The sequence below is a fragment of the Nocardioides sp. NPDC087217 genome (assembly GCF_044744805.1).
Taxonomy (GTDB): domain Bacteria; phylum Actinomycetota; class Actinomycetes; order Propionibacteriales; family Nocardioidaceae; genus Nocardioides.
The window spans coordinates 172,196-191,862 of record NZ_JBIUZB010000002.1 but is presented as its reverse complement, the minus strand read 5'-3'; the positions used below and the strand labels follow the sequence as shown (position 1 = coordinate 191,862).

Here is a 19,667-nt window from a genome sequence, read left to right as displayed (position 1 = left end):
GCGACTGGTGCTTGGAGGTTGCAAGAGGCGTGCTGCGTCTCCGACGCACCCGCAAAGTCATCTCCTCGTCCACGGGACGCGCCTCTCCTCTGCTCTAGCACCTGGACCGGTGCCCGAATCTGCGCCGATGAGCGTGGTTTCGAACACGCGTCATCTGTTTCAGTGCCCAACCACTCCCGATTTGCTTAATCGAGTGTCGATTCCGGAGAGGCACCGTCCCGCTCATAGCAGTGTGGCCCGAAGAACTTGCACTCCATTGCCCCAGAGGCGTCGCATGTCGGTGGTAGGCCCTAGGGTCGATCTCGTGAAGTCCCAAGAAGAGTTGGTCGCTAGAGCGCGACGATACGCCGACGAGGTTCGACTCGACATGCGGTATGAAGAGACGGATGGCATGTATGGCGGCTTCTGGACAGCCGACGACAAGAAGAGCATGGGACGAATTGAGGCACGCGCGGCTGCGGCCCTCGACTTCCTCCGGCGCTACGCCGGAGGCGACTCCCAGTGGTTCAGGCGGGCACAGGCGGTGTACGAGAACCATGGCGGGAATGAGTCCACGGAGAGCGGAGTGCGCCAGATTGGTGACATCCTGGAGTCTTGGGCCGACTCGGTTGACGAAGGCTACTCATCGATTGTTGGCGCGGACGCCTTGGGCGTACGAGCTGTCGCGAGTACTGACCTGATGGAGCAAGTTCGTGCGCTCGTGGCTGACACGAGGGTCACCCCCGCCGCCTCCATCGTGTTGGCAGGTGCGGCTCTTGAGGTCGCGCTACGCGGAGCCGTAGAAGAGGCTGGCTTGGAGGTGGCAGGAGCACGAAGCATCAGCGCCTACGGAAAGGCACTCCGAAGTGCGGACCTAATCAACAAACAGGACATGAAGGACATCGAGGCGATGTCTGGCCTTCGAAACGCCGCCGCTCACGGTGAGCACGAGGATCTGAGCCGGGAGCGCGCTGGACTCTTGGAGCAGCAGGTGAACATGTTCCTGACCAAACTCGGATCGTACCTGGGCGACCGTTGAACACGTATCAACCGCGTCGCCCTCCCTGACACAAACCCCGACGCGCATGCTGCGGCTCGCGGGTACAGCACCTCAACGATCAGCATGCGCAGGCGACAGCTACGCGCGCGTGTCCAACCATCCGCGGTTATTCCGCCGCGAGCGCGCTATATCGCCGCGATGGGTCACTCACCGAAGGGCGGGCTGTCGTGGTCTCCCTTCCTGTGGCGTCGTTGTGGCGAGGAGGCGTCGCGCACGGCGACCCAGATCGCTCAGATCGACCCGACCCGCCTCAGCCGCGGCCGCCAGTCGCGCGGCGAGGTCCATTGCCTCGTCGAGCTCGGGTGCGTTGACCGCGGACTCCTGGCCCATATCGCGAAGGATTGTGATCTCGGTCCTGGACGCGATCAAGGGGTCGGTGACCCCGTCGATCCAGACTCGAGTGCGGCGGCCATCTCCGCGTTCCTCCCCGGTGATGCGCTCCAGGGCGAAGATACGGTCGGCGCGCGCGAACTTTCCGAAACCCAATGCCACCATCCGTGAGTCCGATGCCATGTAGTCATCTTGCCATTACGCATCGAACTTTGATCTGGCGTGCAACCCCGGCTGACAGAAAGGGTCCCGCGTCATACCGGCTCCCTTCTGTTGTCAACCGGTCTGGCGTAGCGTCTTGTCTGCGGGTCCGGGAAGTGGCTGATCCGAAGTGTCGATGAGCAGGGGAAGGTCGACCGCGCTGGATTCTTGAGACACCCTGCAGTGCCCTCCCGGACCCGTGCCATCGCTCTGGAGCGCGGCTTGCTGGGCGTCCTCGAGGAACTGGCGGTAGATCGCGTCGGAGATCCGGCGCTTTAAGCACCTGATCGCCTCGAGGGACTTCTTGCCCTCGGCTCGCTTGCGCAAGTAGTAGGCGCGACCGTCGGTATTGACCCGGATCTGGCTGATCGCGGCGATGTGGATCATGTGGTTCATCCGCCGGTTCCCTGCTCGGGACAACCGGTGCCGGTTCTGCTCACCGGACGATGCATCCAGGGGCGCGGTGCCCGTCCAGGACGCGAACCGGTTGCGGTCCGCGAAGCGGGTGACATCGCCGACGTCGGCCAGGACCCGGGCCGCTACAACGGGTCCGACGCCGGGAAGTTCCATCAGTCGGGAGCCGCGGGCCAGCACGATGGCCTTGAGTTCAGCGGTGGCCTTCTTGATCTTTGTCTCGACCGCGATCAGCTCGGCCAGCTCTTCAGCTGCGATCCGGCGACGGGTCTTCCCAGCGATGTCACGAGGTAGAACCGACGCCAGCATGACCCTTGCCTGAGCGGTGGTGATGTCGCGTTTCGCCTGACCAGGTTAGGAGTTCTGCGAGCAGAGGCTGGAGCCGGTCGACGGTCTGTACCCGACGCCGGGTGAGCGCTTCGCGTCGATCGGTAAGCATCCGCAGCGCCTCAACCTCACCGTCGACCTGCAGCACCCGCAGTGTCTTGGTGCGCACCGCCACCGCAGCCACCGCGTGCGCGTCACGGGCGTCGGCCTTCCGGTTGTGACCGGTGTCGAACAGCCGCACCCGCACGCCAGCTTCGCGGGGACGTCGACGACCTGCTCGCCGTCTTCGAGGAGTCGCTGTACCAGTGGTCGGCCGGTGCCGTTGCTGCCTCGACCGCCCAGACCCGGTCCGGCCACTTCTTGGCATAGGTCCGCATCCTGGCCTAGCCGACGCAGTCGGTCGTGAACGACAAGCTTGTGGGGATCGACCCGATGGTCACGTGCTCCACGTGCTGCTCCTGCCTGTGCTCGTTCCCGTTATGGACGGCGAGGCGGGCATTGCTACAACAAGCAGGGCAGTCCTTTCTTGAGCCACCCCTCGTCACGGTGACCGGCGGGCTGCAGACCGGAAGTGGGCCGCACCCGATAGCCGATCGGCAGCCGCATAGAGAGTTTCCCGCCGATCACCTGAACCGAGTTTGGCCAGACACCGATCCTGCAGTCGAGCTTTTGGTATCCGCGACCGAGATCGCTCCCACAACACGCCTGAGACGCGAGTTGACGCGCCCGGGCGGGAAAAGACAACTCTCGACGAGGTGCCCGCGGAGCCCGCCCCCCACATCGACAGCGCCCGATTCTGCCGCGGACGAACTTCCTGCCCTTTGCTGAGGGCCGCGGTGCGCACGCGCTCGGCTTACCCTCCGATGCTGACCGGCGACGGCCCATTCGTATGGCGTCGCTCTCTTTCGCCAACGCGGCACTTCGACGACAGCTACGATCGATTCTCGCCCAGACGAATTCGAGGAGCCGTGATGACCTGGATTTCCTCCGGCCCGGCCTTCGGGAGTCCCGGCTTCGCCCTCGATGAAGACGGCGCGGTCGAGAGCGCGATCGATGAGGCTGGCGGTTTCGCTGAAGCAGCTGACCAGGTATTCACTGCTCGCGACACAAGCGCCGCAATCGATGGCGCCGTGCGTCGGTGGCGAGGCGATGCCGACGATGCGGACCCGTTCCTCGCGCGTCGTGACGTTCCTGGGAGGCGCTCGCTCCTTCAGTTGGAGATCGGCCGTGATCTGGCCGTGGCTGACACAGCTTTCGCTTCCTTCGTCGTCCCACCTGGCGTTGAGGAGTTGAGTCTTACGTTCGTAGACGATGGTGAGACGTCCACCGTGTCGGCACTCGCCGGGTTCCGACGAAACGGCTTCGTGCTGAGCGGACGCGACGACCAGCACACCTACATTCTCGTTGACGCCTTTATTGGTAACAGCACCACACGACAGACTTTCCTGGCCAAGGTGACCAACGGCATCGCGTCGGTGTTCCTTCGCCTACACGGGCAAGTAGCAGTCATCCTCGGGGTCCGTCTGCAGGTCTATGCCGACAGGCGGGAAGCAAGAGACACCGACCCGACGTGGATCGAGCGCCTCCATGCAGTCGAGCAACGGCCCGAGTACGTTCATCTAACGCAGCAGCACCCTCAACTCCGAAGCGCCCCATCGGGTCCCGCCGCCATCGCCGTGCTCATCCACGGAACGTTCTCGTCGTGTGTCCCCGCGCTGCCCGATGTCAGTCCGCTCGCTGGCACTACTCCGCTGTACCGATTCGAGCACGACACGCTGCGACCTGTCGCGGAGAACGTTGACGATCTCATCTCGGCGCTAAAAAGAATCGACAGCACGCAAGTCACGCTCATCGGCCACTCTCGAGGCGGGCTCGTAGCAACCATGGCTGCCGCGGATCTGTCGACGATCACCCAGGTTCTGACCCTCGGAACACCACACAACGGGACACCCTTGGCCGCAGCCGGGGACAACCTGCTTGGGTACGCGCTCGCCACGTTCGGCACCCAGTTCAAGTCCATACTCGACGGCGGGCTGCGCGCTGGGCACGTCGGGTCGATGCTGCCACAAGGGCACCTCCCGGATGGCTGGACTGACATGCTCCCGCACTCGAGCTTCATCAGGCTGCTGCGGCGCCAACCCCGCAAGGGGGTCACCGCATACGGCGGGGCGTTCGATGGGGCCCAGCCAGGGCTCGGCATCCTCCCCGGCCTCGCAGCCGAGACCATGACGTTCTTGACCGCGGGCGACCACGACCTGGTTGTTCCACTTGATTCCAGCAAGCCGGCAGAGTTGCCGGGCCAGGAACTCGCCCAGGTCCATCACTTCGGCTACTTCACGGACAGGACGGTGCAAGCCGCAATCCAGAAGGCGCTGCAGCCGCCAACGGTTCCCTCGCCGACTGCTCATTCGAATTCCTGACTACTGCACTGAACTCACCCGTTCATGAGTTCCAGTAGGCCGGATCAGGTGCGTCTTACCGCCGCCTAAGACGGCGCCAGCGACTCCCCGTTGCGCTACGTCTGCCCCTCCTCGGCGAATCGCAACAAGAGATCGTCAGCCGTGACCGCTGAGCGAGCGATCCGCTCCTCGGGCACGCCGCAGATACGCAGACAGGTCGCCGCGATTGCCCGCGCGTCGGCACGGGTGACCTCCTCACCGCGGGACCGGATCCGGATCACCACCTCAACCACCTGGATCAGCAGGCCGGCCAACTGATCCAGGTTCACGATGGCGGCAACGGAGCCGCTGACGACGGTGGCACCCAATCGACCGTATGCAGCAGTCAACGCTTGCAGGGCAGGCTCGAACTCCTCAAAGACCTCGCTGCTCCTGACATCCGGCATCCGGTAGAGCTTGCCGATGTTGTGCGGCACCGTCGCGAGAGTGTGTGCGTCGATCAGCGCGAGCAGATAGAGCGCTGCCTCCGGGACTTCGGTCGGACACTCCCGTTCGATCGTCTCGACCTTCTCGAGGCTCGGCCTCACCGAGAGTTCGAGGAGCTCAGCGAGGATGCCAGGCTTGCCTGCGAAGTGGTAGTAGAGCGACGCCTGCCGGATCCCGCACGCCTCAGCGATCTCGCGCGTCGACGTGCCGGAGAAGCCACGTTCGGCGAACAGACGCGCAGCATGATCGAGTATCTCCTCCCTCGCGGGCTGCTGGGTTGATCGCGACCCGGTATGCCGCGGGCGCCCGGGACCTGTTGGCACGTTCGAGAGTTGGCGGGTCAGGACAGTAGGCATCGCGGATCGACGTCCTTGAGGAGGCGGATGAGGGTGACTCCCACGCTCGCTTCAGACGCGCTCGGCCGGAATGATCCGACCTCGACCACCTCCTGAACTTTTCTGCACTTTCATGGCAGGGTGATCGTCATGGCGACCATCCATGGCATCGACGCGACCGCCGCCGAACTGAACGCGCTCGCAATGACCGGCTACGGCCACTTCACCTCGATGCATGTCGAGGACGGCGCCGTTCGCGGCTTCGATCTCCACCTCGAACGCTTGGTCAGCAACGCGAAGACGGTGTTCGATGCCGATCTCGACCGAGATGGCCTGGTTGCCGACATCCGTGCGGCGATCGCCGGATCAAGCGGGGCCTACACGTTGCGGGTGACGATGTACGACCCCGCGATCCACCTCGGAAACATCGGCACGGTGGCCGCGCACCCCGTTCCTCTGATCACCTCACGCCCCAGTGGCGGCGGGTCGCTGCCACCGCTGCGGGCCAAGACGATCGCCTTCCAGCGCGACACCCCTGAGGTCAAGCACGTCGGCCTGTTCAGCACGCTCCACCATCGAGTCACCGCCAAGAAGGCCGGATTCGACGACGTCCTGTTCACCGATCCGATCAACACAAACATCTCCGAGGGCAGCACCTGGAACATCGGCTTCATCACCGCCGACAGGAACGTGATCTGGCCCGACGCACCCGTCTTGCCGGGGGTGACGATGGCACTCCTCCAAGCCGCCGGCGCGCACGACCTACGGAGTGTCCCGCTCGACCAGCTCGGCGAGGTCCCGGCCGCGTTTGCAACCAACGCCAGCATCGGCGTACGTCCGATCAGTGCGATCGACAACCACAGCTTCGATCCAGATCACCCCGTGATCGCTGAGCTGCAGCGGGCCTACGCTGCGATCCCGGCCCAACGGATCTGAGGCAAACCAGACATGGCGATCGTGCCAGAGTGGTCAGGCGTCGAGCTGCGTGCCTTCAGGGTGGCAGCACGCTGGAGCCAGGCCGACCTGGCCGCCAGGCTCGAGGTCTCCGAGCGCGGCATCGCCAAGGCCGAAGCGGCCGGTTCTGGCCACAGCCTGCGACCGATCACCCAGGCCATGCTTGACGACCTTCTTCGTCAAGCCCCCTCCGACGTCCACGCCCGATTGGTCAACCTCCTGACCCGCGACGGCGAGACCACCTACCCCGTCGTGGCCGATCCCGAACCCGATCCCGTCCTGGGAGACCACTTCGTCAAACACCCACGCGACGGCAAGCTCATGGTCGAAGTCACTGCCGGCATCTACCTCGCCGGCCCCGAAGACGAACCCCGCTGGGAAGACACCTTCTGGCTCGACGCCCACCCAGTGACCGGCTCTGACTACGCCCGCTTCATCGCCGCAACCGGACACCGCGCCCCCGAGCACTGGCCCGAGGGCCGCTGCCCCATCGACCTCTACACCCACCCTGTCACTCACGTGACCTGGCACGATGCCACCTCCTACGCCGACTGGGCAGGCAAGACCCTCCCCACCGCCGCACAGTGGGAGAAAGCCGCCCGCGGACCCAACGGCAACATCTGGCCCTGGGGCAACGAACACACAGCCGCCAAATGCAATGTCAAAGAGACCGGCCTCGGCACCACCTCCAAGGTCAGCCGCTTCCAATCCGGAATCAGCCCCTTCTACGCCTACGACATGGTCGGCAACGTCTGGGAATGGACTCAGACCACAACAACGACCGGCCGACACGAACTCAAAGGCGGAGCCTGGTCCAGCCCCCTGTTCACCGGCCGCCCCAGTACCTTCAACGACGCCGACGCGACCATGCATGACAACGACACCGGATTTCGCTGCGCCACCGTCGGGAACCCTGCGCGCTAGCGGGCTGAGCACCGCTCCCCCGCCTGCAGCGCGGAGTTCCGCAGCCACTAGCCGCGCTCCGGGGCGCCCGGTTTGTTCAGGCTGTACGCAGCAGCCTGAACTCGTGCTTCTGCAGCACCTGCAGGACCAACTTTGCCGGATAGCCGAACGCGTCCCGCCCCGCCTCGGACGGATAGGGCTCGATTGCGGAGACCTGGTGCCACTGCCCGTCCACGAACACCTCGCAGCCTCCGGCGGCGACGATGTTGCGGTACCAGTTGACGTCCTCGCCGTACGTCAGCTCCGCGATGAAACCTTCCGGCACCCGCGCGAGCATGATCGGCGTCTCGTACGTCTTCCCCGACTTCCGGCCCACGTGACGCACGAGCGAGAACGGCCCGTGCCCGGAACGAGCGACCCTCGTCGTCACCTTGTTGAGCGTGTTCTTCATCAACCACAGCCACTTGCGACGCATCTCAGTCTCCTATGAGTCTCAGGTTCACCATCGGCAGTCCCTCGACCTCGTGACCGACCGCCGTCTCGATCGCACCGCGCAGGCGCCGCCAGGCCTTCGGGTGTGCCTTCTGGTAGCGACCCAGCACCGCAGCGGACTCCTGTTCCGAGAGTAACGTCGCCCGCGCCGCCACGCTCGTACGCTTTCCGAAGCTGACGCGACAGGCAGGCTCGGCCAGGAGGTTCCGATACCACTGCGCCCCAGTGCCGAACCCGCTCACCACCACGATCTCGTCCACGCCCGGCCGCTCGACGACCTCGAGACAGACATACCGCGGGACCCCTGATCGGTGTCCGATGTGTTCGAGCATCAACATCCTGGATCCGAGGAGCCATCCGGCCCGGTGTCGATAGATCCAGATCGGCGCGCGTACGACAGCGCGGGTCCGCAACAGCCGGGACACGACCGAGTCGACCATGGACGTCACCGAACCGACCTTACTCATCGGCTTGGTCGATCCAGCCCGATCGCGCAGCGCCACGAACTACGCTCCAAGCATGGCAACGCTCCAAGACCTGGCTCGGATCATCGGTGAGCTGCCCCAGGTCACCGAGGGCGAGCGCCACGGACACCCGGCCTGGTCCGTACGCGGCAAAGGCTTCGCCTGGCTCCGCCAGTTCAGCAAGGCCGATCTCAAGCGCTTCGGCGACCAGACCCCGCCCGATCCCCCGATCCTCGCGGTCAACACTGCCGACCTGCATGAGAAGGAAGGCGTCCTCGCCGCTGGCATCGCCGGCGTCTTCACCATCGAGCACTTCAACAACTACCCCGCCGTCCTCATCGAGCTCAGCGTCATTGCCCCAGGAGACCTCCGCGATCTCCTGGTGGATGCCTGGCTAGCCGCCGCTCCGGCTGAGCTGGTCGAGGCGTTCGACGGCTGAGGCACTGAGTCGAACGACGATCGACTGTTCTCGGCATCGAAGCCTAGTTGTCGCCAATCACTTCTGACCTCATCGCATCTAGCAGGGCCGATTGCGCATCGTCGAGCTCTACCAATCTCCCGGTCAGTTCGGCGTCCAGCGAGGCTCGTCCAGTGGCCAACTCCGCGAGTGGCTTCGGATCAGGGGAATCGACACCTGAGACGAGCTCAAGGGTTTCACGTTGCGCGCGGAGACGTCCCGCGGTCGCGTGGACGCGTCCGGCGGCCGAAAGGAAGCTGTGATGAAGGGCCTTCACGCGATCAGACACGTAGAGCTCCCATTGCTCGGGCCTGGGCTGCGGCCAATTCTCGTAGTCCACTTCTTCTGCACCTCCGTGCCGACCTTGCTCCGCCTGCAATCGCGAAGCCAGAGACGCGGCTCGAACCCACTGCAGGGTCACCTCGTACGTCCCGCGCCTGGCTTCGTGCGCCGCTTGGAACTTGAGTTCCTGCAACTTCCGACGGTACGACCACCGAGCTCCAAGCCAAGCGGTGACAGACCCCGCTAGAAGTCCCAACAACGACGTCAGCAGTACTTCAGGGAGATTCATCGACTCGCTCCTATCGTCACCGCCGCGCGCGGTCAGGACGGTCTGTAGCACTCTTGAGAGCTGGGGCAAGATGTGCGCTCCGAGCAGCTCGCCCGCGCCGCCGAATCGCCGCGCCACCGCAGTCGGTCCCATAGTCACGTCAATCGTGCCGAGATCCGGAGTGCCGCACGCCCGATCGCCCAGGTTGGGGATCCCGGTCAACGCGCAAGCGAACTTCGGACGCGTCGAACCGCCTAGATAGACGCAGGTCGAACACGCAGCGCGCGTCGACCTTTTCGCGGCCGGCGCTCTCTTCACCGCGATAGATCGGCTAGACCGGGCAAACGTCCGACGGTCGGCAACTCTCGCTCACGACAGCCTCGCCGAGACCTTGGCCGGGAGTCGCCGTCTGACAGCAACTGGCGCTGTCACAGCCCTTGAATGATTGCAACGACGAGCGTCGCGACCGAGAAACTGACGTAGATCGCAAAAGCAAAGATCGCCGCGCGGAGAGCGGCGAACTTCCTCCTGGCAAGCACGGACAGAAGGCGAATTTGGTCCCAGATTTCCGTGACGGGGTCGACGGTACGTACGTGTTGACGGATCTCGTCGTTGGTGTGGGTGGCCAGAGACGGCCATCCAAACCGGTTGAGGGCGGCGTCGGTGTCGGTTCGTGGGCTGATGGCTTTGACGAGATGGAGCAGTGCTGCTGCGAATGCGGCGACGGCGATCGTGGCGAGTGAGCTGAGGATGACGCGTCCTGTGCCGTGGTCGTCGTAGATCTCGTAGGCGACGAGGTGGAGTTGGGTGACAAGGAGCGTGGTGACGATACCGAGTGCAGCCAAGAGGATGGTCGCTTTGGTATCTGCGAACCGGACCCATTGGGCGACTTGGTCGTGGGCGACGACTCCCCCGGTGGATACGACAGTCGGCGCCGGGGTCGTAACGGGTGGGTCGGTGTCACCGGGCTGAGGACGCTGTGTTCGGCCAGTGCGCCGGACGGGTCGGCTCATCGGGGGTGGTATCCGTCCTGGGGCCAACGGTCAGTCATGAACCATTCGGTGTAGGCGGCATACCAATGCGCAGTCCATAGAGCGGCGACGGCGACGGTGTGCTCGTCGGGGTTCCAGTCGGCGTCGTCGGCGATGCAAAGGTTCTGGTTGGTGAAGATGTGCGGGGCCGGTACCCAGCGTCCGGCTCGGTACTTGCCGAGGCGGCGGGGCCGGGTGGGTTCGATGCGTGGGAGGCCGCCGTCGGTGCGGGTGTGGATGGTGACAGCGAACCGTCCACGTCCGGTGTTGATGACCCCCGACCACGACGGGGGTGCCGTCGTCTTCGCCGTGCCTGCGGGGTTCAGGGCGAAACCCGGTAGGACGGCGCGGACGGCGGCGTCGTGGCGGTCGACTTCGGCGGGATCGTTGAACCACCTGGCGGGGGTTGTCGGTGTTATCCCGATGACTCCCGATGCCGTCGCGCGCCTGGACGCGTTGTCACGGACGGCGGCTTCGACGCCATCGTGAAAGGTGTGCGGGGTGACAACCGTGACGGGGCCGTGACTCGGGTGGTGCAGGGCACCGGTTGCCGTGGTCACGACGCCGTCGCGGATCATCTGCCCGTCGAGGGTGATGTAGCGGGGGACGTGGACTCCAAAGTGTCCGAGGAGGTTGGAGATGCTCATCGTTGTTCCTTCCTCTTGGGGTCTAAGCGATGCCGACGGCGCTGACGGGGCGTCCATCTAGTTGGCGGGCGACGGTGGGCAGGAGTGGGAGGACGGGGTGCCAGTTGTAGTCGTAGAACGGGTAGAGATGCTGCTCGTACTGGCGTTGGAACGTCTTGGGTGAGTGCTTGTGCTGAGTGAAATCGCTGGTGTCGGCAAGGAGGTTGGTGAGGCCGGAGCCGACGACGATCTCCCAGGAGTTGGCGTACTTCTCGCACTTGGCAGCGAAGTTTGCGGCGAACCCGATGGGATTCACTTCGCTGGACTCGTGGCTGCCGGTACGGACGAAGTCGATGCGTCCGTAGTCGAGTCCGGCCCGAGCTTTGACGGGTTCGATCCCTGATCGGGTGAGCCAGGGGTTCACCTCGCGGTTGACGGCGTCGAGGGCGAACGCGCATGCGCTGAGCGCCATGGTGGCGGCGACAGTGGCGACACCGGGGCCGAAGCCGGCGAAGAGTCCGTCGCCGCGTAGGCCGAGTGGGTAGCCCCCGTAGATGCTGACGACTTCGACGAAGCCGGTCAGGACGGCGTGGGCAAGGGTGGTTACCTGGGCCGGGTCGTCCCAATGGCTTCGGCCGGTGAAGTCGGTGAGGTCGATGAAGACGCACGCGATATTGGCGGTGCGTACTTCGCCGATCTGGAGGTCGTCGTAGTCGGGGTGGCCCATGCGCCGGGTTTCGAGGCCCTGGGCCGCGAAAGCTGCGGTGGCGCGGGTGACTCCGGTGTAGGACTTGGAGGCGGCCTCGAAGAGGTGGGTGGCGGTGGTGCGTCGGGCGTAGTCGTTGCGGACGGTGTCGCCGAACGATTTGAGCGTGTAGGTGTCCATAGTTTTTCTCTGGTTTCGGTCGGCGGCGGTGTCGTTAACTGTGGGGTGGATCTGCTCGGTGTTTCAGTCGTTCTCTCGGCGACACGGGGACGCGCCAGGCGGCGCTGCTCCGTACTGGTGTGGGTCAGTGCGTCGCCGCGTTGGCCCGCCTGCGGGGGCCAGCTAGATCGCGTTAGGTCGGCGCCGAACGAGGCGCCTCCGAAGGTGCGGGGCAATCTGGAACCTGCGCGTGATCCGGTCGACCTGAGCGTTTACGTCGACCGCGCCTGGGTGAACGTGTCGGGGACGAAGTGCATCGTGACCGCCAGTGCGGCGATCACGATGCACTGGATGGCTCTGAGAAACCACTCGGGCACACCGTGGCCACCGTCGACCAGTGACGCGAAGGTCTCTCCCACTAGCCCTTGGAAGACTTGGGGTCGTTGCCCGGCTTGATGGTGTCCTGGGCGCGGATCTGACCGTTGAGGCCACGGACTTGGAGTTCGCCACCTCCGTCGTTGCCGAGGATCTCGCGGGCCCGCTTGATCCCCTCGGCCTGTGTCGGGGTCACGGCACTGGCGCGCGATGCACCCGGCTGGCGGACCTCGAAGTCGCCGTCGGGGCGCTTCTGGACCACTCGCTTGTTCGGCTCAGTCATGGTGCTTACCTCTTCCGGGCGAATGGCCCACTTGCCGGCCTCGGGGTCTGATGCCTCGGGTGCCTTCAGACCTTCCACACGCGACACCTCCCAGATCTGTCCAGTGCACCGGCGCAGAAAGTTCCAATCTTTGCTCCGAGTGCGGACATAGAAAGGAATCCCAAGAAAAAGTTTGAGATCGGTTGGACAACATGGGGCGGTGACACGTGTTGGATATCAGACGGCAGGTTGAGCGGAGAGGAGACGGCATGACGGCAACGGGTGATGCGACCGCAACGAGTCGCGACGAGGCGCGGTCGCTGTACCTGCCCGAGGGGCTGTACCGTCTCGTTTCCGATCGACCCCGTGTTCTTGTTGAGTGCGCCGTCAGTCTGGTCACGACATCGCGGCGCACGGGGCGGGAGTAGCCATGGGCCCCCGCGAAGAACTCGTCACCATCGGCAAGCCTGGACCGCTATTCCTAGACCTGCTCTACAAGACCGTCGATGCCGTGGTCCGAGGTCGCACTCCGCCACCTGGGTCAACGTCGTGGGACAAGAGCGCGCGCCAAGAACTGGCGCACCAGTTCTTCCTGCGCAAGGGCGCGGACAAGCGCCTGATCACACTGGTCACGAACTCCACCGACGAAGACAGTTTCAGACGGCAACTCCAGAAATCCGTGCGGAACTTCCTGCGCGACCAAGGCCGCAAGACCGACCTCGGCAAGGTAATCATCCGGCTGAAGCGTCTGTTGTCGAAGCAGGCCGCGACCGGTCGGTTCACTGACCTCGGCAACGGACGGTGGGGGCTACCCGGTTGCCCGGAAGAAGCCACGACCGCAGCCCACAGCGACCTCGTTCACGCCATGGCGCCGGTCAAGGTCGTCGTCCCCATGTGGACGAGCGAAACCCGGGACGCCCCGTTGGCAGACGAACAGTCGTACGCCCGCCTTGTCGAGGCAGTCCTCACCGAGGCAGCAGGGTCCATGACAGCCGAAGAACTCGCCACCATTCTCATCCACCGGCTCGATCACGTTCACACACCCCTCTACATCGAGGACCGGCACGGCGAGGTGCCACCGACGAAGCGGCCCGCGGTGACGGACCCAGCTGCTGCCATCGAGGCCGACCTGACCGAGAAGCAGGCTTCCGACTTTTTCGAGGCCATGACAGACCGCGACCGGCGCGTGTTCGCCACCCGGCATCTGACCTGCCGCGAGGCCGAGGAGACAGTCGGTCGCAAACACGCTCAGGTGAACAACCTCCGCAACGCCCTCGATCGACGCCTTAAGGACCACCTCCCGGTCGAAGAGGACCCCGGACCGTTCGCACTGCTGGTCTACCGACACTGCTGCGAATGGCTCACAGATCAGACAGATCCAGGCGGTGCGACGTTGGATACAACATTGAGACTACAAAAGGAGGTGGCATCGTGAGCGAACACCCCTTGGCCATAGAGCTGGTAGCCGCAGCACAGTACGAACCCGGCACGGAACCCATCCATGAACATCTCCGGGACTGCGCCGAATGCCAAGACGAATACGACATCATCCAGTCCGAGCTGCACAACAACCCCGACACCGACGGGAACAACGGGCACGCACTTGATGTCGGACAATTCGATGAAGCGACCATTGCCGAGATCCTGGCCGGGGCGCCAACGCTTCCCGAACCCTTGATCTCAATAGGGAACGTTCAGAGCGAACCCGCTGCCGGTGATCTGTGGCAGATCGGCAACGGAGACGAGGCGATCCTCGCCCTGCTCACTCAGACCACCGACCAGACAGCCCGCGTGGTGCCCGCCGTGTTGGACGTTGACATGGCCGACGAGAAGTCGATCTATATCCCCGCCGACGCATCCCCGCTAGGGGTCGACGCCATCCTCATCAACGACCTAGCCCGCACCGTTCCCGTCCAGGCACTAATCGCCTGGGTCGGCACAGTAGCCCCCGACGTCGTCGACCAAGCCGTGGCAGCGAAACCGGTGCCCGCCGCCACAATCGGGGACCGACTCGCCTTCCCCATCCACCATCACCATGACGAACGCCACACGGTCCGGTGGGACATCGAGACACTCCTCGCCGACCTCACCGCCGCCCACCCACACAGCCCAGATCCCAACGACTCAGGCGCAGGTCGCTCCCACGAGTGGGAGTTCACCTACCCGTTCACGGAACTACGCAACGACCTGAGAGCACGGATCTTCGGATCCGACCTGCACCTGCTCCCCCGCACCACACTCGACATCGGGCAGGCGAACACACTTACCTGCATCGCCAAGGTGACCTACCTACAGACGACGACAGTGATCGTCACACTCACCGGGGCGCAGTCGCTGTTGGCGATGACCGGCGAAACGCTCGCCGCACCGTGTCGGACGTTGTTGAGACACGAGCCGGACGCAAACGCCATCGCGGTCGTCCTACCCATCGGGGACTGGACGACAGTCCTGTTCACCAGTGCCGACACTCACGCCGCCTTCGTCGCACCAGCTGGGCATTCCGAGCCGCGGCCAACTCATGTCGGTTACGGATTCCTCGACACCATGCACAAGTATCTCGACAGCAAGATCACCGCATGGGAGGAGACCGACTCGACGACAGGTCCCCTCCCCACTCCCGACACCGAAGAGATCACCGAACGACACTCCACCCTTGCGGTCACAAGCATCCGCCAAAGCGGGGCGCGGTGTAGGGAACCCAAGCGTGGAGTGTGGTCGACCCTCCCGCCAACCACGGGCGAAGCTGTCATGCGTTTCGTTCAGTCCCTGCTGGATGACCACTCGATGACGGAAGCCCTCGCACACCTCGACACAGCGTGGCGAGAATCTGCCGGCCCACCGAGGGGGTCAACCACCTTCCCAGGCTCCGAGGACGACGCATGATCACTCACGTTCAGATCCGAAATTGGCGCAACTACGAGGAACTCGACCTCGACCTGCTGCCTGGCGCCACCTTCATCGTCGCCGCCAACGGGATCGGGAAGACCTCGCTCGTCGAGGCGGTCAGATGGGCGATCTTCGGACTCGTCAACGGAGGCTCCTCACCCCACGATGCCGTCCGCGTCGGAGCCCCCGAAGCAGCAGTCGAGGTGACCATTGACCTTGGCAGCAAGGGAGAGTTGCGGATCCGTCGCACACTTTCGCGCCGCGCTTCACGAACGACGCAAGCAACCGTCGCGCTCAACGGCGGACCAATCGCAGACAACCAGATCGACACGCTCCTCAGCGAAGCCTTCGCCGCGAACTATCAGTTCTTGTCCAGGCTCCTGGTGCCCTTTGGCAACCGCGAACAAGCCACCACCAAACCCGACCAAATCGGCCTGGAGCAGCACCTCGGAAGAATCTATGGCGTCGACAACCTCCGCGACGCCATTGAGGTCCTGACCGTCCGTCTCCGTGAGAACGACAAGGCCATCAAAGCAGTGAGGGCCGCCCACGCCGCCGACCCCGCCCGAGTGACCGATCTGCGTGAGCTTGTAAAGACCACGCGCCTGCTGCAGCAACAACGCGAGGAAGAACTCGCCGCCATTGACGCCGAAGCAACCCTGGCACGCAATATCGAGAACGCCCGGGAACGCCACGGCGAATGGGCGGACCAGAAGAACCGCCGTGACCTAGCCATCGACACACTCGCGGCGGCGGCGACGACGGTGTTTAACCGCAGCATCGAACCCGCCGTACTAAACGTCACGATCTCCCAGCGCGAGGAGGAGCTGAGCAACAACCTCCGCGAACTCCAGGTCGAACAAGGGATCAACCAGTCCCGCATCGAGACCCTCAAAGCGAACCGGGAACGCCTGGACACAGCGCACAACGACTGCCCCGTATGCCGACGCCCCCTCGACGCGGACACCGTTGCGCTCGCTCACACCTCCACCGAGGACGACATCACCCTCCTCCGCCGCGCAAACGAAACGCTCGCCCTCGACGAAGCCCGGACCCTGCACGACCTCAAGACCATCCGCGAGCTGCGCAGCGCCGCCCAGCAGGTCCCCTCCCTCCCGCCAGAGCCCGCCCTTCTGGCAGACGACGGCGTCACAGCGGCTCGAAGTAGTGAAGAACTCATCGACGCGGCTCGCGACGCCCGTCAGAAACTCATCGAAGCTTCGACCAACCACCGACGCGCCCAAGAACAACTCGACGCAGAACTCACCGCTGCCTCAGCCAACCAGTACCTCGTAGCGTTATGGTCCGAAGCGGCGCACCTGGAAGCCGCAAAGAACGCAGCCCAAGCCACCGTTACCGAACTCCTCCAAGGGACTATCGGTCCACTCGCAAATGAGATCACCCAACGCTGGACCACCCTGTTTCCCCAACGCGGCGAGGTCCGCACGACCCCCGGCGGCACGATCACCCGCAGGCTCGGCGAAACCGAACTGCCCTTCACCGCCTTCAGCGCCGGGGAGAGCACCGGAGCGATCCTCCTACTGCGGCTCCTTGTCGTGCAAATGGCGACATCGGCATCGTTCTGCTGGTTCGACGAGCCACTCGAGCACCTCGCCCCCGAAACACGACGCGACGTCGCGAACCTCCTCTCCAGAGTCACCCAAACGCACGGACCCCTGAGACAGGTCGTCGTCACCACATACGAAGATCAGCTGGCCCAACGCCTCCGCGACCGCGACCCCGACAACGTCCACCTAGTCTATGTTCGTCAGGCCTACTAGAAGCCCTTCGCACGACAACGGCATCAGCATGAAACACCGTCACGCCTGGTCATTCATTCACCGGATACGTGTCGCCCAGAAGCTCGACCCTCGTTTCGCCGCGAGCGCATCAAGCAACGGGACCGACGATTGGCGGTAACAGTCACCTCTCCGTGATCGAGATCCTCGGATCACCCGGGTGCCAGTTGTCGCTCGGATTCATCGAGAACCCTTCGACAAAGGTCGTGTGGTCGGCCACACGGCTTGCATCGACGAGCGCCGCGACGGCCCGAGCGAGCGCTCGAGCGTCCAGTGCGCCGCCATCGAACTCGATCGCGATCTTCTTCATGGTGCTGGTCTACCGGATAACCTTCGGCGATGACCGACGAATGGTTTCAATGACTCGAATGTCTCGGCGTGCGTCTTATCTCCGCGTGCGGGACGCGCCCGCTCGTTCGACCAGCGGTGAGGGAAACGGCAAACTGTCAGCATGGATCGCCTAGGTCGTCAAGATCTCCACTATCACGCAGCCAACGGTGACCTCCCAGCCATCAGGGCTCGTCTAGCCGCAGGTGACGACGTTGGTCTGGCCGACAGGCAGGGATTCACGGCACTACACCTCGCTGCCCAGCAGTCGCAGACCGAAGCAGTCCAGGTGCTAATCGACGCTGGTGCATCCGTCAATCCACAAGATCGGCACGGGAACACCCCGCTTTGGCGTGCAGTGTTCGACTCGCACGGTCGGACCGCGACTGTGCAAGCGCTGCTTCAGGCTGGTGCTGACCCCGACATCGCCAACAACACTGGAGCAACGCCGCGTGATCTGGCGAGCAAGATTGGAACCGCAGAGGTCGCCGCCCTATTCACGAAACCGGATTGATTGTCGGGAACCGCTCCCGCTCCGAGCGCCTGCGTCATTTCGCCGCGTCTGACTGACAAGCGCGAGCCACCCCGGGCTCGACGCTCGGCTCTGAATCGGTCGCGCTCGCGGGTCATGCCACAGAACCTCGGCCCGTTGTCGCCGGTTGAGGATCCGGTCGGCAGATCTACAACGTGTTGCGAGGCCCGTTCCAGGTGGCGAGGTGGCCGCGGGACCGCTTAAGTAGGTGCATGACGGATCCGAACCATCCAGCCGAAGCGGTCGAGCCTTGGCTCCACGCCTACTACAGAGGTGCGGACCTCCGAGAAGCAGCCGCGATTGCAGGCGTAAGCCATCAAGCGATCTCCAATTGGCTCAAGGCACGCGACATCCACGTGCGCTCCAAGAAGGAGACAGATGAACTGCGCCGAAAGCTGGAGATCGACGAACATGGCGAGGCCATCCGCGTCACGTTCCTCGCCACGAGGAACCTCGCGGCCACAGCCAATGAGGTCGGCGTTTCGGAAAAGGCAGTTCAGCAATTCCTCGACGCCAACGTGCCGGATTACAAAGTGCTGGCAAAGTCGCCGCGCAACAGGCGAAAGAACTACACGACACAGGAACTGATCGACTCCCTAGCCGAGGCGGCGGCAGCAGGCGCCAGTCCGCTCGCGCACGCCAGCTACTTGAAGTTCGTTCATGATTCCCCGCTCTTAGCCGACGGCCGAGACCGACCCGGGCCTCAGGCAATGGGATTGCGGTTTGGCACGTGGACGGCGGCCCTCCAAGCCGCAGGACTCCCTGCGAACCCACGGTCCGGCCCGAAAAGCGAACTCGACGACGTCAAGGCAGTCCAATCTGTTGTCGCCTGCTGGACAGATCTGGAGAAGCCGCCCACCGTCGACGCCTACGACAAGTGGCAGCGAAACAAGGTTGCTCACCCTTCCCCCGCATCCGTGCGCAAGTTCTTCGACTCCTGGGATCTATTGCTCGTCCGCGCGTGGCAAATCCGCCACGGCATCAGTCTGGACCCAAGCGATGCTGACGTGGCCATCCCGCCTGGTCTTGCCGACGCAGGACCCGGTTTCTTGCCGTACGGGCTCGCGGACGAGGAAGCCAACCTCGAGAGGCAAGCGAACGAGTTGAAGTCTCATCTGGCCGGTCTGGAGTTGGCCGTCCGGAACCATGCGCGGATTCAAAATAGACTTGCCGAGGCTGTCCGAAAGGGCGGACGAGAGCCGCTCTCCCCGAGCACCGAGCCGTTCTTCGACGTGGCGTTCGTGGACGCCGATGGCACACTCGTAGTGGCCGAGATCAAGTCCTGCAACGACTCAAACCTGGAAGGACAACTCCGCCTAGGAGTCGGCCAGATCTTGCGCTACTCCCACCAACTTCGTAGAAGCCATAGAATTGTGCGCCCCGTCCTGGTGACCCAGTTGGAGCCGCCCGGTGAATGGACCGATCTGCTGGACTCGCTCGCGATCGTGTCGATTAGCGAGCCGAGGCTCGAGTCTGGGGTGCGTGCATTGCTCAGCGGTACATAGCGCCGCGAAAGCGCCAGGTCTTCACGAGGTGACGGGGCCAGGAACGACAGCCACGTCAGAAGCAGAGCACTGGTAGAACGGAGGCAGGCACCCGAGACGGGAGACGTG

At 64.1% G+C, this 19,667-nt stretch carries 23 protein-coding genes; 10 read left to right on the top strand and 13 right to left on the bottom strand.

Annotated features, from left to right (window positions below; translation table 11 throughout):
• The first annotated feature begins 304 nt into the window (after positions 1-304).
• Positions 305-1,018, top strand: coding sequence for a hypothetical protein (locus tag ACIO3S_RS08275; RefSeq protein WP_400461567.1), 714 nt, complete (start codon positions 305-307; stop codon positions 1,016-1,018).
• Between the two features lie 168 nt (positions 1,019-1,186).
• On the opposite strand, the gene ACIO3S_RS08270 is transcribed toward ACIO3S_RS08275, so the two are convergent.
• From ACIO3S_RS08270 to ACIO3S_RS08260, 3 genes are all read right to left on the bottom strand, one after another.
• Positions 1,187-1,552 (bottom strand): hypothetical protein, encoded by a 366-nt coding sequence (locus ACIO3S_RS08270; RefSeq protein WP_400461564.1) that lies wholly within the window; start codon positions 1,550-1,552, stop codon positions 1,187-1,189.
• Between the two features lie 93 nt (positions 1,553-1,645).
• Positions 1,646-2,293 (bottom strand): transposase, encoded by a 648-nt coding sequence (locus tag ACIO3S_RS08265; protein ID WP_400461561.1) that lies wholly within the window; start codon positions 2,291-2,293, stop codon positions 1,646-1,648.
• Complete coding sequence (locus ACIO3S_RS08260; RefSeq protein WP_400461558.1) at positions 2,268-2,552, bottom strand: transposase; 285 nt, start codon at positions 2,550-2,552, stop codon at positions 2,268-2,270. The genes ACIO3S_RS08265 and ACIO3S_RS08260 overlap by 26 nt, the downstream gene beginning before the upstream one ends.
• A 730-nt stretch (positions 2,553-3,282) precedes the next feature.
• Between ACIO3S_RS08260 and ACIO3S_RS08255 the strand changes: the two genes are divergently transcribed.
• Positions 3,283-4,731: a hypothetical protein gene (locus ACIO3S_RS08255; RefSeq protein ID WP_400461555.1), complete on the top strand. Its 1,449-nt coding sequence runs from the start codon at positions 3,283-3,285 to the stop codon at positions 4,729-4,731.
• Positions 4,732-4,826: 95 nt separating this feature from the next.
• Here the strand turns inward: ACIO3S_RS08255 and ACIO3S_RS08250 are convergent, their stop codons facing one another.
• Positions 4,827-5,552, bottom strand: a complete 726-nt coding sequence (locus ACIO3S_RS08250) for a TetR/AcrR family transcriptional regulator (RefSeq protein ID WP_400461552.1) — start codon at positions 5,550-5,552, stop codon at positions 4,827-4,829.
• Between the two features lie 129 nt (positions 5,553-5,681).
• Here ACIO3S_RS08250 and ACIO3S_RS08245 point away from each other — a divergent pair, with 129 nt between their 5' ends.
• Both ACIO3S_RS08245 and ACIO3S_RS08240 read left to right on the top strand, forming a co-directional pair.
• The gene (locus ACIO3S_RS08245; protein WP_400461549.1) at positions 5,682-6,467 is read left to right on the top strand and encodes an aminotransferase class IV; all 786 of its coding nucleotides are present in this window, start codon (positions 5,682-5,684) and stop codon (positions 6,465-6,467) included.
• Between the two features lie 12 nt (positions 6,468-6,479).
• Complete coding sequence (locus ACIO3S_RS08240; RefSeq protein WP_400461547.1) at positions 6,480-7,409, top strand: SUMF1/EgtB/PvdO family nonheme iron enzyme; 930 nt, start codon at positions 6,480-6,482, stop codon at positions 7,407-7,409.
• 76 nt (positions 7,410-7,485) lie between these two features.
• Here ACIO3S_RS08240 and ACIO3S_RS08235 read toward each other — a convergent pair whose 3' ends face one another.
• A complete protein-coding gene (locus ACIO3S_RS08235) occupies positions 7,486-7,863 on the bottom strand; it encodes a nitroreductase family deazaflavin-dependent oxidoreductase (protein ID WP_400461545.1) in 378 nt (125 codons plus the stop codon).
• 1 nt (position 7,864) lies between these two features.
• Entirely contained in the window at positions 7,865-8,320 is a 456-nt protein-coding gene (locus ACIO3S_RS08230; protein ID WP_400464579.1) for a nitroreductase family deazaflavin-dependent oxidoreductase, read from the bottom strand.
• 79 nt (positions 8,321-8,399) lie between these two features.
• Between ACIO3S_RS08230 and ACIO3S_RS08225 the strand changes: the two genes are divergently transcribed.
• The gene (locus ACIO3S_RS08225) at positions 8,400-8,783 is read left to right on the top strand and encodes an MmcQ/YjbR family DNA-binding protein (protein WP_400461542.1); all 384 of its coding nucleotides are present in this window, start codon (positions 8,400-8,402) and stop codon (positions 8,781-8,783) included.
• Between the two features lie 43 nt (positions 8,784-8,826).
• Here the strand turns inward: ACIO3S_RS08225 and ACIO3S_RS08220 are convergent, their stop codons facing one another.
• The 6 genes from ACIO3S_RS08220 to ACIO3S_RS08195 form a co-directional block, all read right to left on the bottom strand.
• The gene (locus ACIO3S_RS08220) at positions 8,827-9,276 is read right to left on the bottom strand and encodes a hypothetical protein (RefSeq protein ID WP_400461540.1); all 450 of its coding nucleotides are present in this window, start codon (positions 9,274-9,276) and stop codon (positions 8,827-8,829) included.
• Positions 9,277-9,779: 503 nt separating this feature from the next.
• Positions 9,780-10,364, bottom strand: a complete 585-nt coding sequence (locus ACIO3S_RS08215) for a Pycsar system effector family protein (protein WP_400461537.1) — start codon at positions 10,362-10,364, stop codon at positions 9,780-9,782.
• Complete coding sequence (locus tag ACIO3S_RS08210) at positions 10,361-11,029, bottom strand: hypothetical protein (RefSeq protein WP_400461534.1); 669 nt, start codon at positions 11,027-11,029, stop codon at positions 10,361-10,363. The genes ACIO3S_RS08215 and ACIO3S_RS08210 overlap by 4 nt, the downstream gene beginning before the upstream one ends.
• Before the next feature lie 22 nt (positions 11,030-11,051).
• Complete coding sequence (locus tag ACIO3S_RS08205; protein WP_400461531.1) at positions 11,052-11,894, bottom strand: adenylate/guanylate cyclase domain-containing protein; 843 nt, start codon at positions 11,892-11,894, stop codon at positions 11,052-11,054.
• A 251-nt stretch (positions 11,895-12,145) separates the two neighbouring features.
• Positions 12,146-12,292, bottom strand: coding sequence for a hypothetical protein (locus ACIO3S_RS08200; RefSeq protein ID WP_400461528.1), 147 nt, complete (start codon positions 12,290-12,292; stop codon positions 12,146-12,148).
• Positions 12,292-12,531 carry a DUF2188 domain-containing protein gene (locus ACIO3S_RS08195; protein ID WP_400461525.1) on the bottom strand — a complete coding sequence of 80 codons (240 nt, stop codon included), beginning with the start codon at positions 12,529-12,531 and terminating at the stop codon, positions 12,292-12,294. The genes ACIO3S_RS08200 and ACIO3S_RS08195 overlap by 1 nt, the downstream gene beginning before the upstream one ends.
• Positions 12,532-12,940: 409 nt before the next feature.
• Between ACIO3S_RS08195 and ACIO3S_RS08190 the strand changes: the two genes are divergently transcribed.
• From ACIO3S_RS08190 to ACIO3S_RS08180, 3 genes are read left to right on the top strand one after another with little or no spacing between them, the layout of a single operon-like run.
• On the top strand, positions 12,941-13,945 hold the full coding sequence (locus tag ACIO3S_RS08190; RefSeq protein ID WP_400461522.1) for a hypothetical protein: 1,005 nt from the start codon (positions 12,941-12,943) through the stop codon (positions 13,943-13,945).
• A complete protein-coding gene (locus ACIO3S_RS08185; RefSeq protein WP_400461519.1) occupies positions 13,942-15,393 on the top strand; it encodes a hypothetical protein in 1,452 nt (483 codons plus the stop codon). Before ACIO3S_RS08190 ends, ACIO3S_RS08185 begins: the two co-directional genes overlap by 4 nt.
• Positions 15,390-17,177, top strand: coding sequence for an AAA family ATPase (locus ACIO3S_RS08180; protein ID WP_400461517.1), 1,788 nt, complete (start codon positions 15,390-15,392; stop codon positions 17,175-17,177). The genes ACIO3S_RS08185 and ACIO3S_RS08180 overlap by 4 nt, the downstream gene beginning before the upstream one ends.
• Positions 17,178-17,319: 142 nt before the next feature.
• Here the strand turns inward: ACIO3S_RS08180 and ACIO3S_RS08175 are convergent, their stop codons facing one another.
• The gene (locus ACIO3S_RS08175) at positions 17,320-17,505 is read right to left on the bottom strand and encodes a hypothetical protein (RefSeq protein WP_400461515.1); all 186 of its coding nucleotides are present in this window, start codon (positions 17,503-17,505) and stop codon (positions 17,320-17,322) included.
• 141 nt (positions 17,506-17,646) lie between these two features.
• Here ACIO3S_RS08175 and ACIO3S_RS08170 point away from each other — a divergent pair, with 141 nt between their 5' ends.
• On the top strand, positions 17,647-18,036 hold the full coding sequence (locus ACIO3S_RS08170) for an ankyrin repeat domain-containing protein (protein WP_400461512.1): 390 nt from the start codon (positions 17,647-17,649) through the stop codon (positions 18,034-18,036).
• Between the two features lie 230 nt (positions 18,037-18,266).
• Entirely contained in the window at positions 18,267-19,559 is a 1,293-nt protein-coding gene (locus ACIO3S_RS08165; protein WP_400461509.1) for a hypothetical protein, read from the top strand.
• Positions 19,560-19,667: the final 108 nt, after the last annotated feature.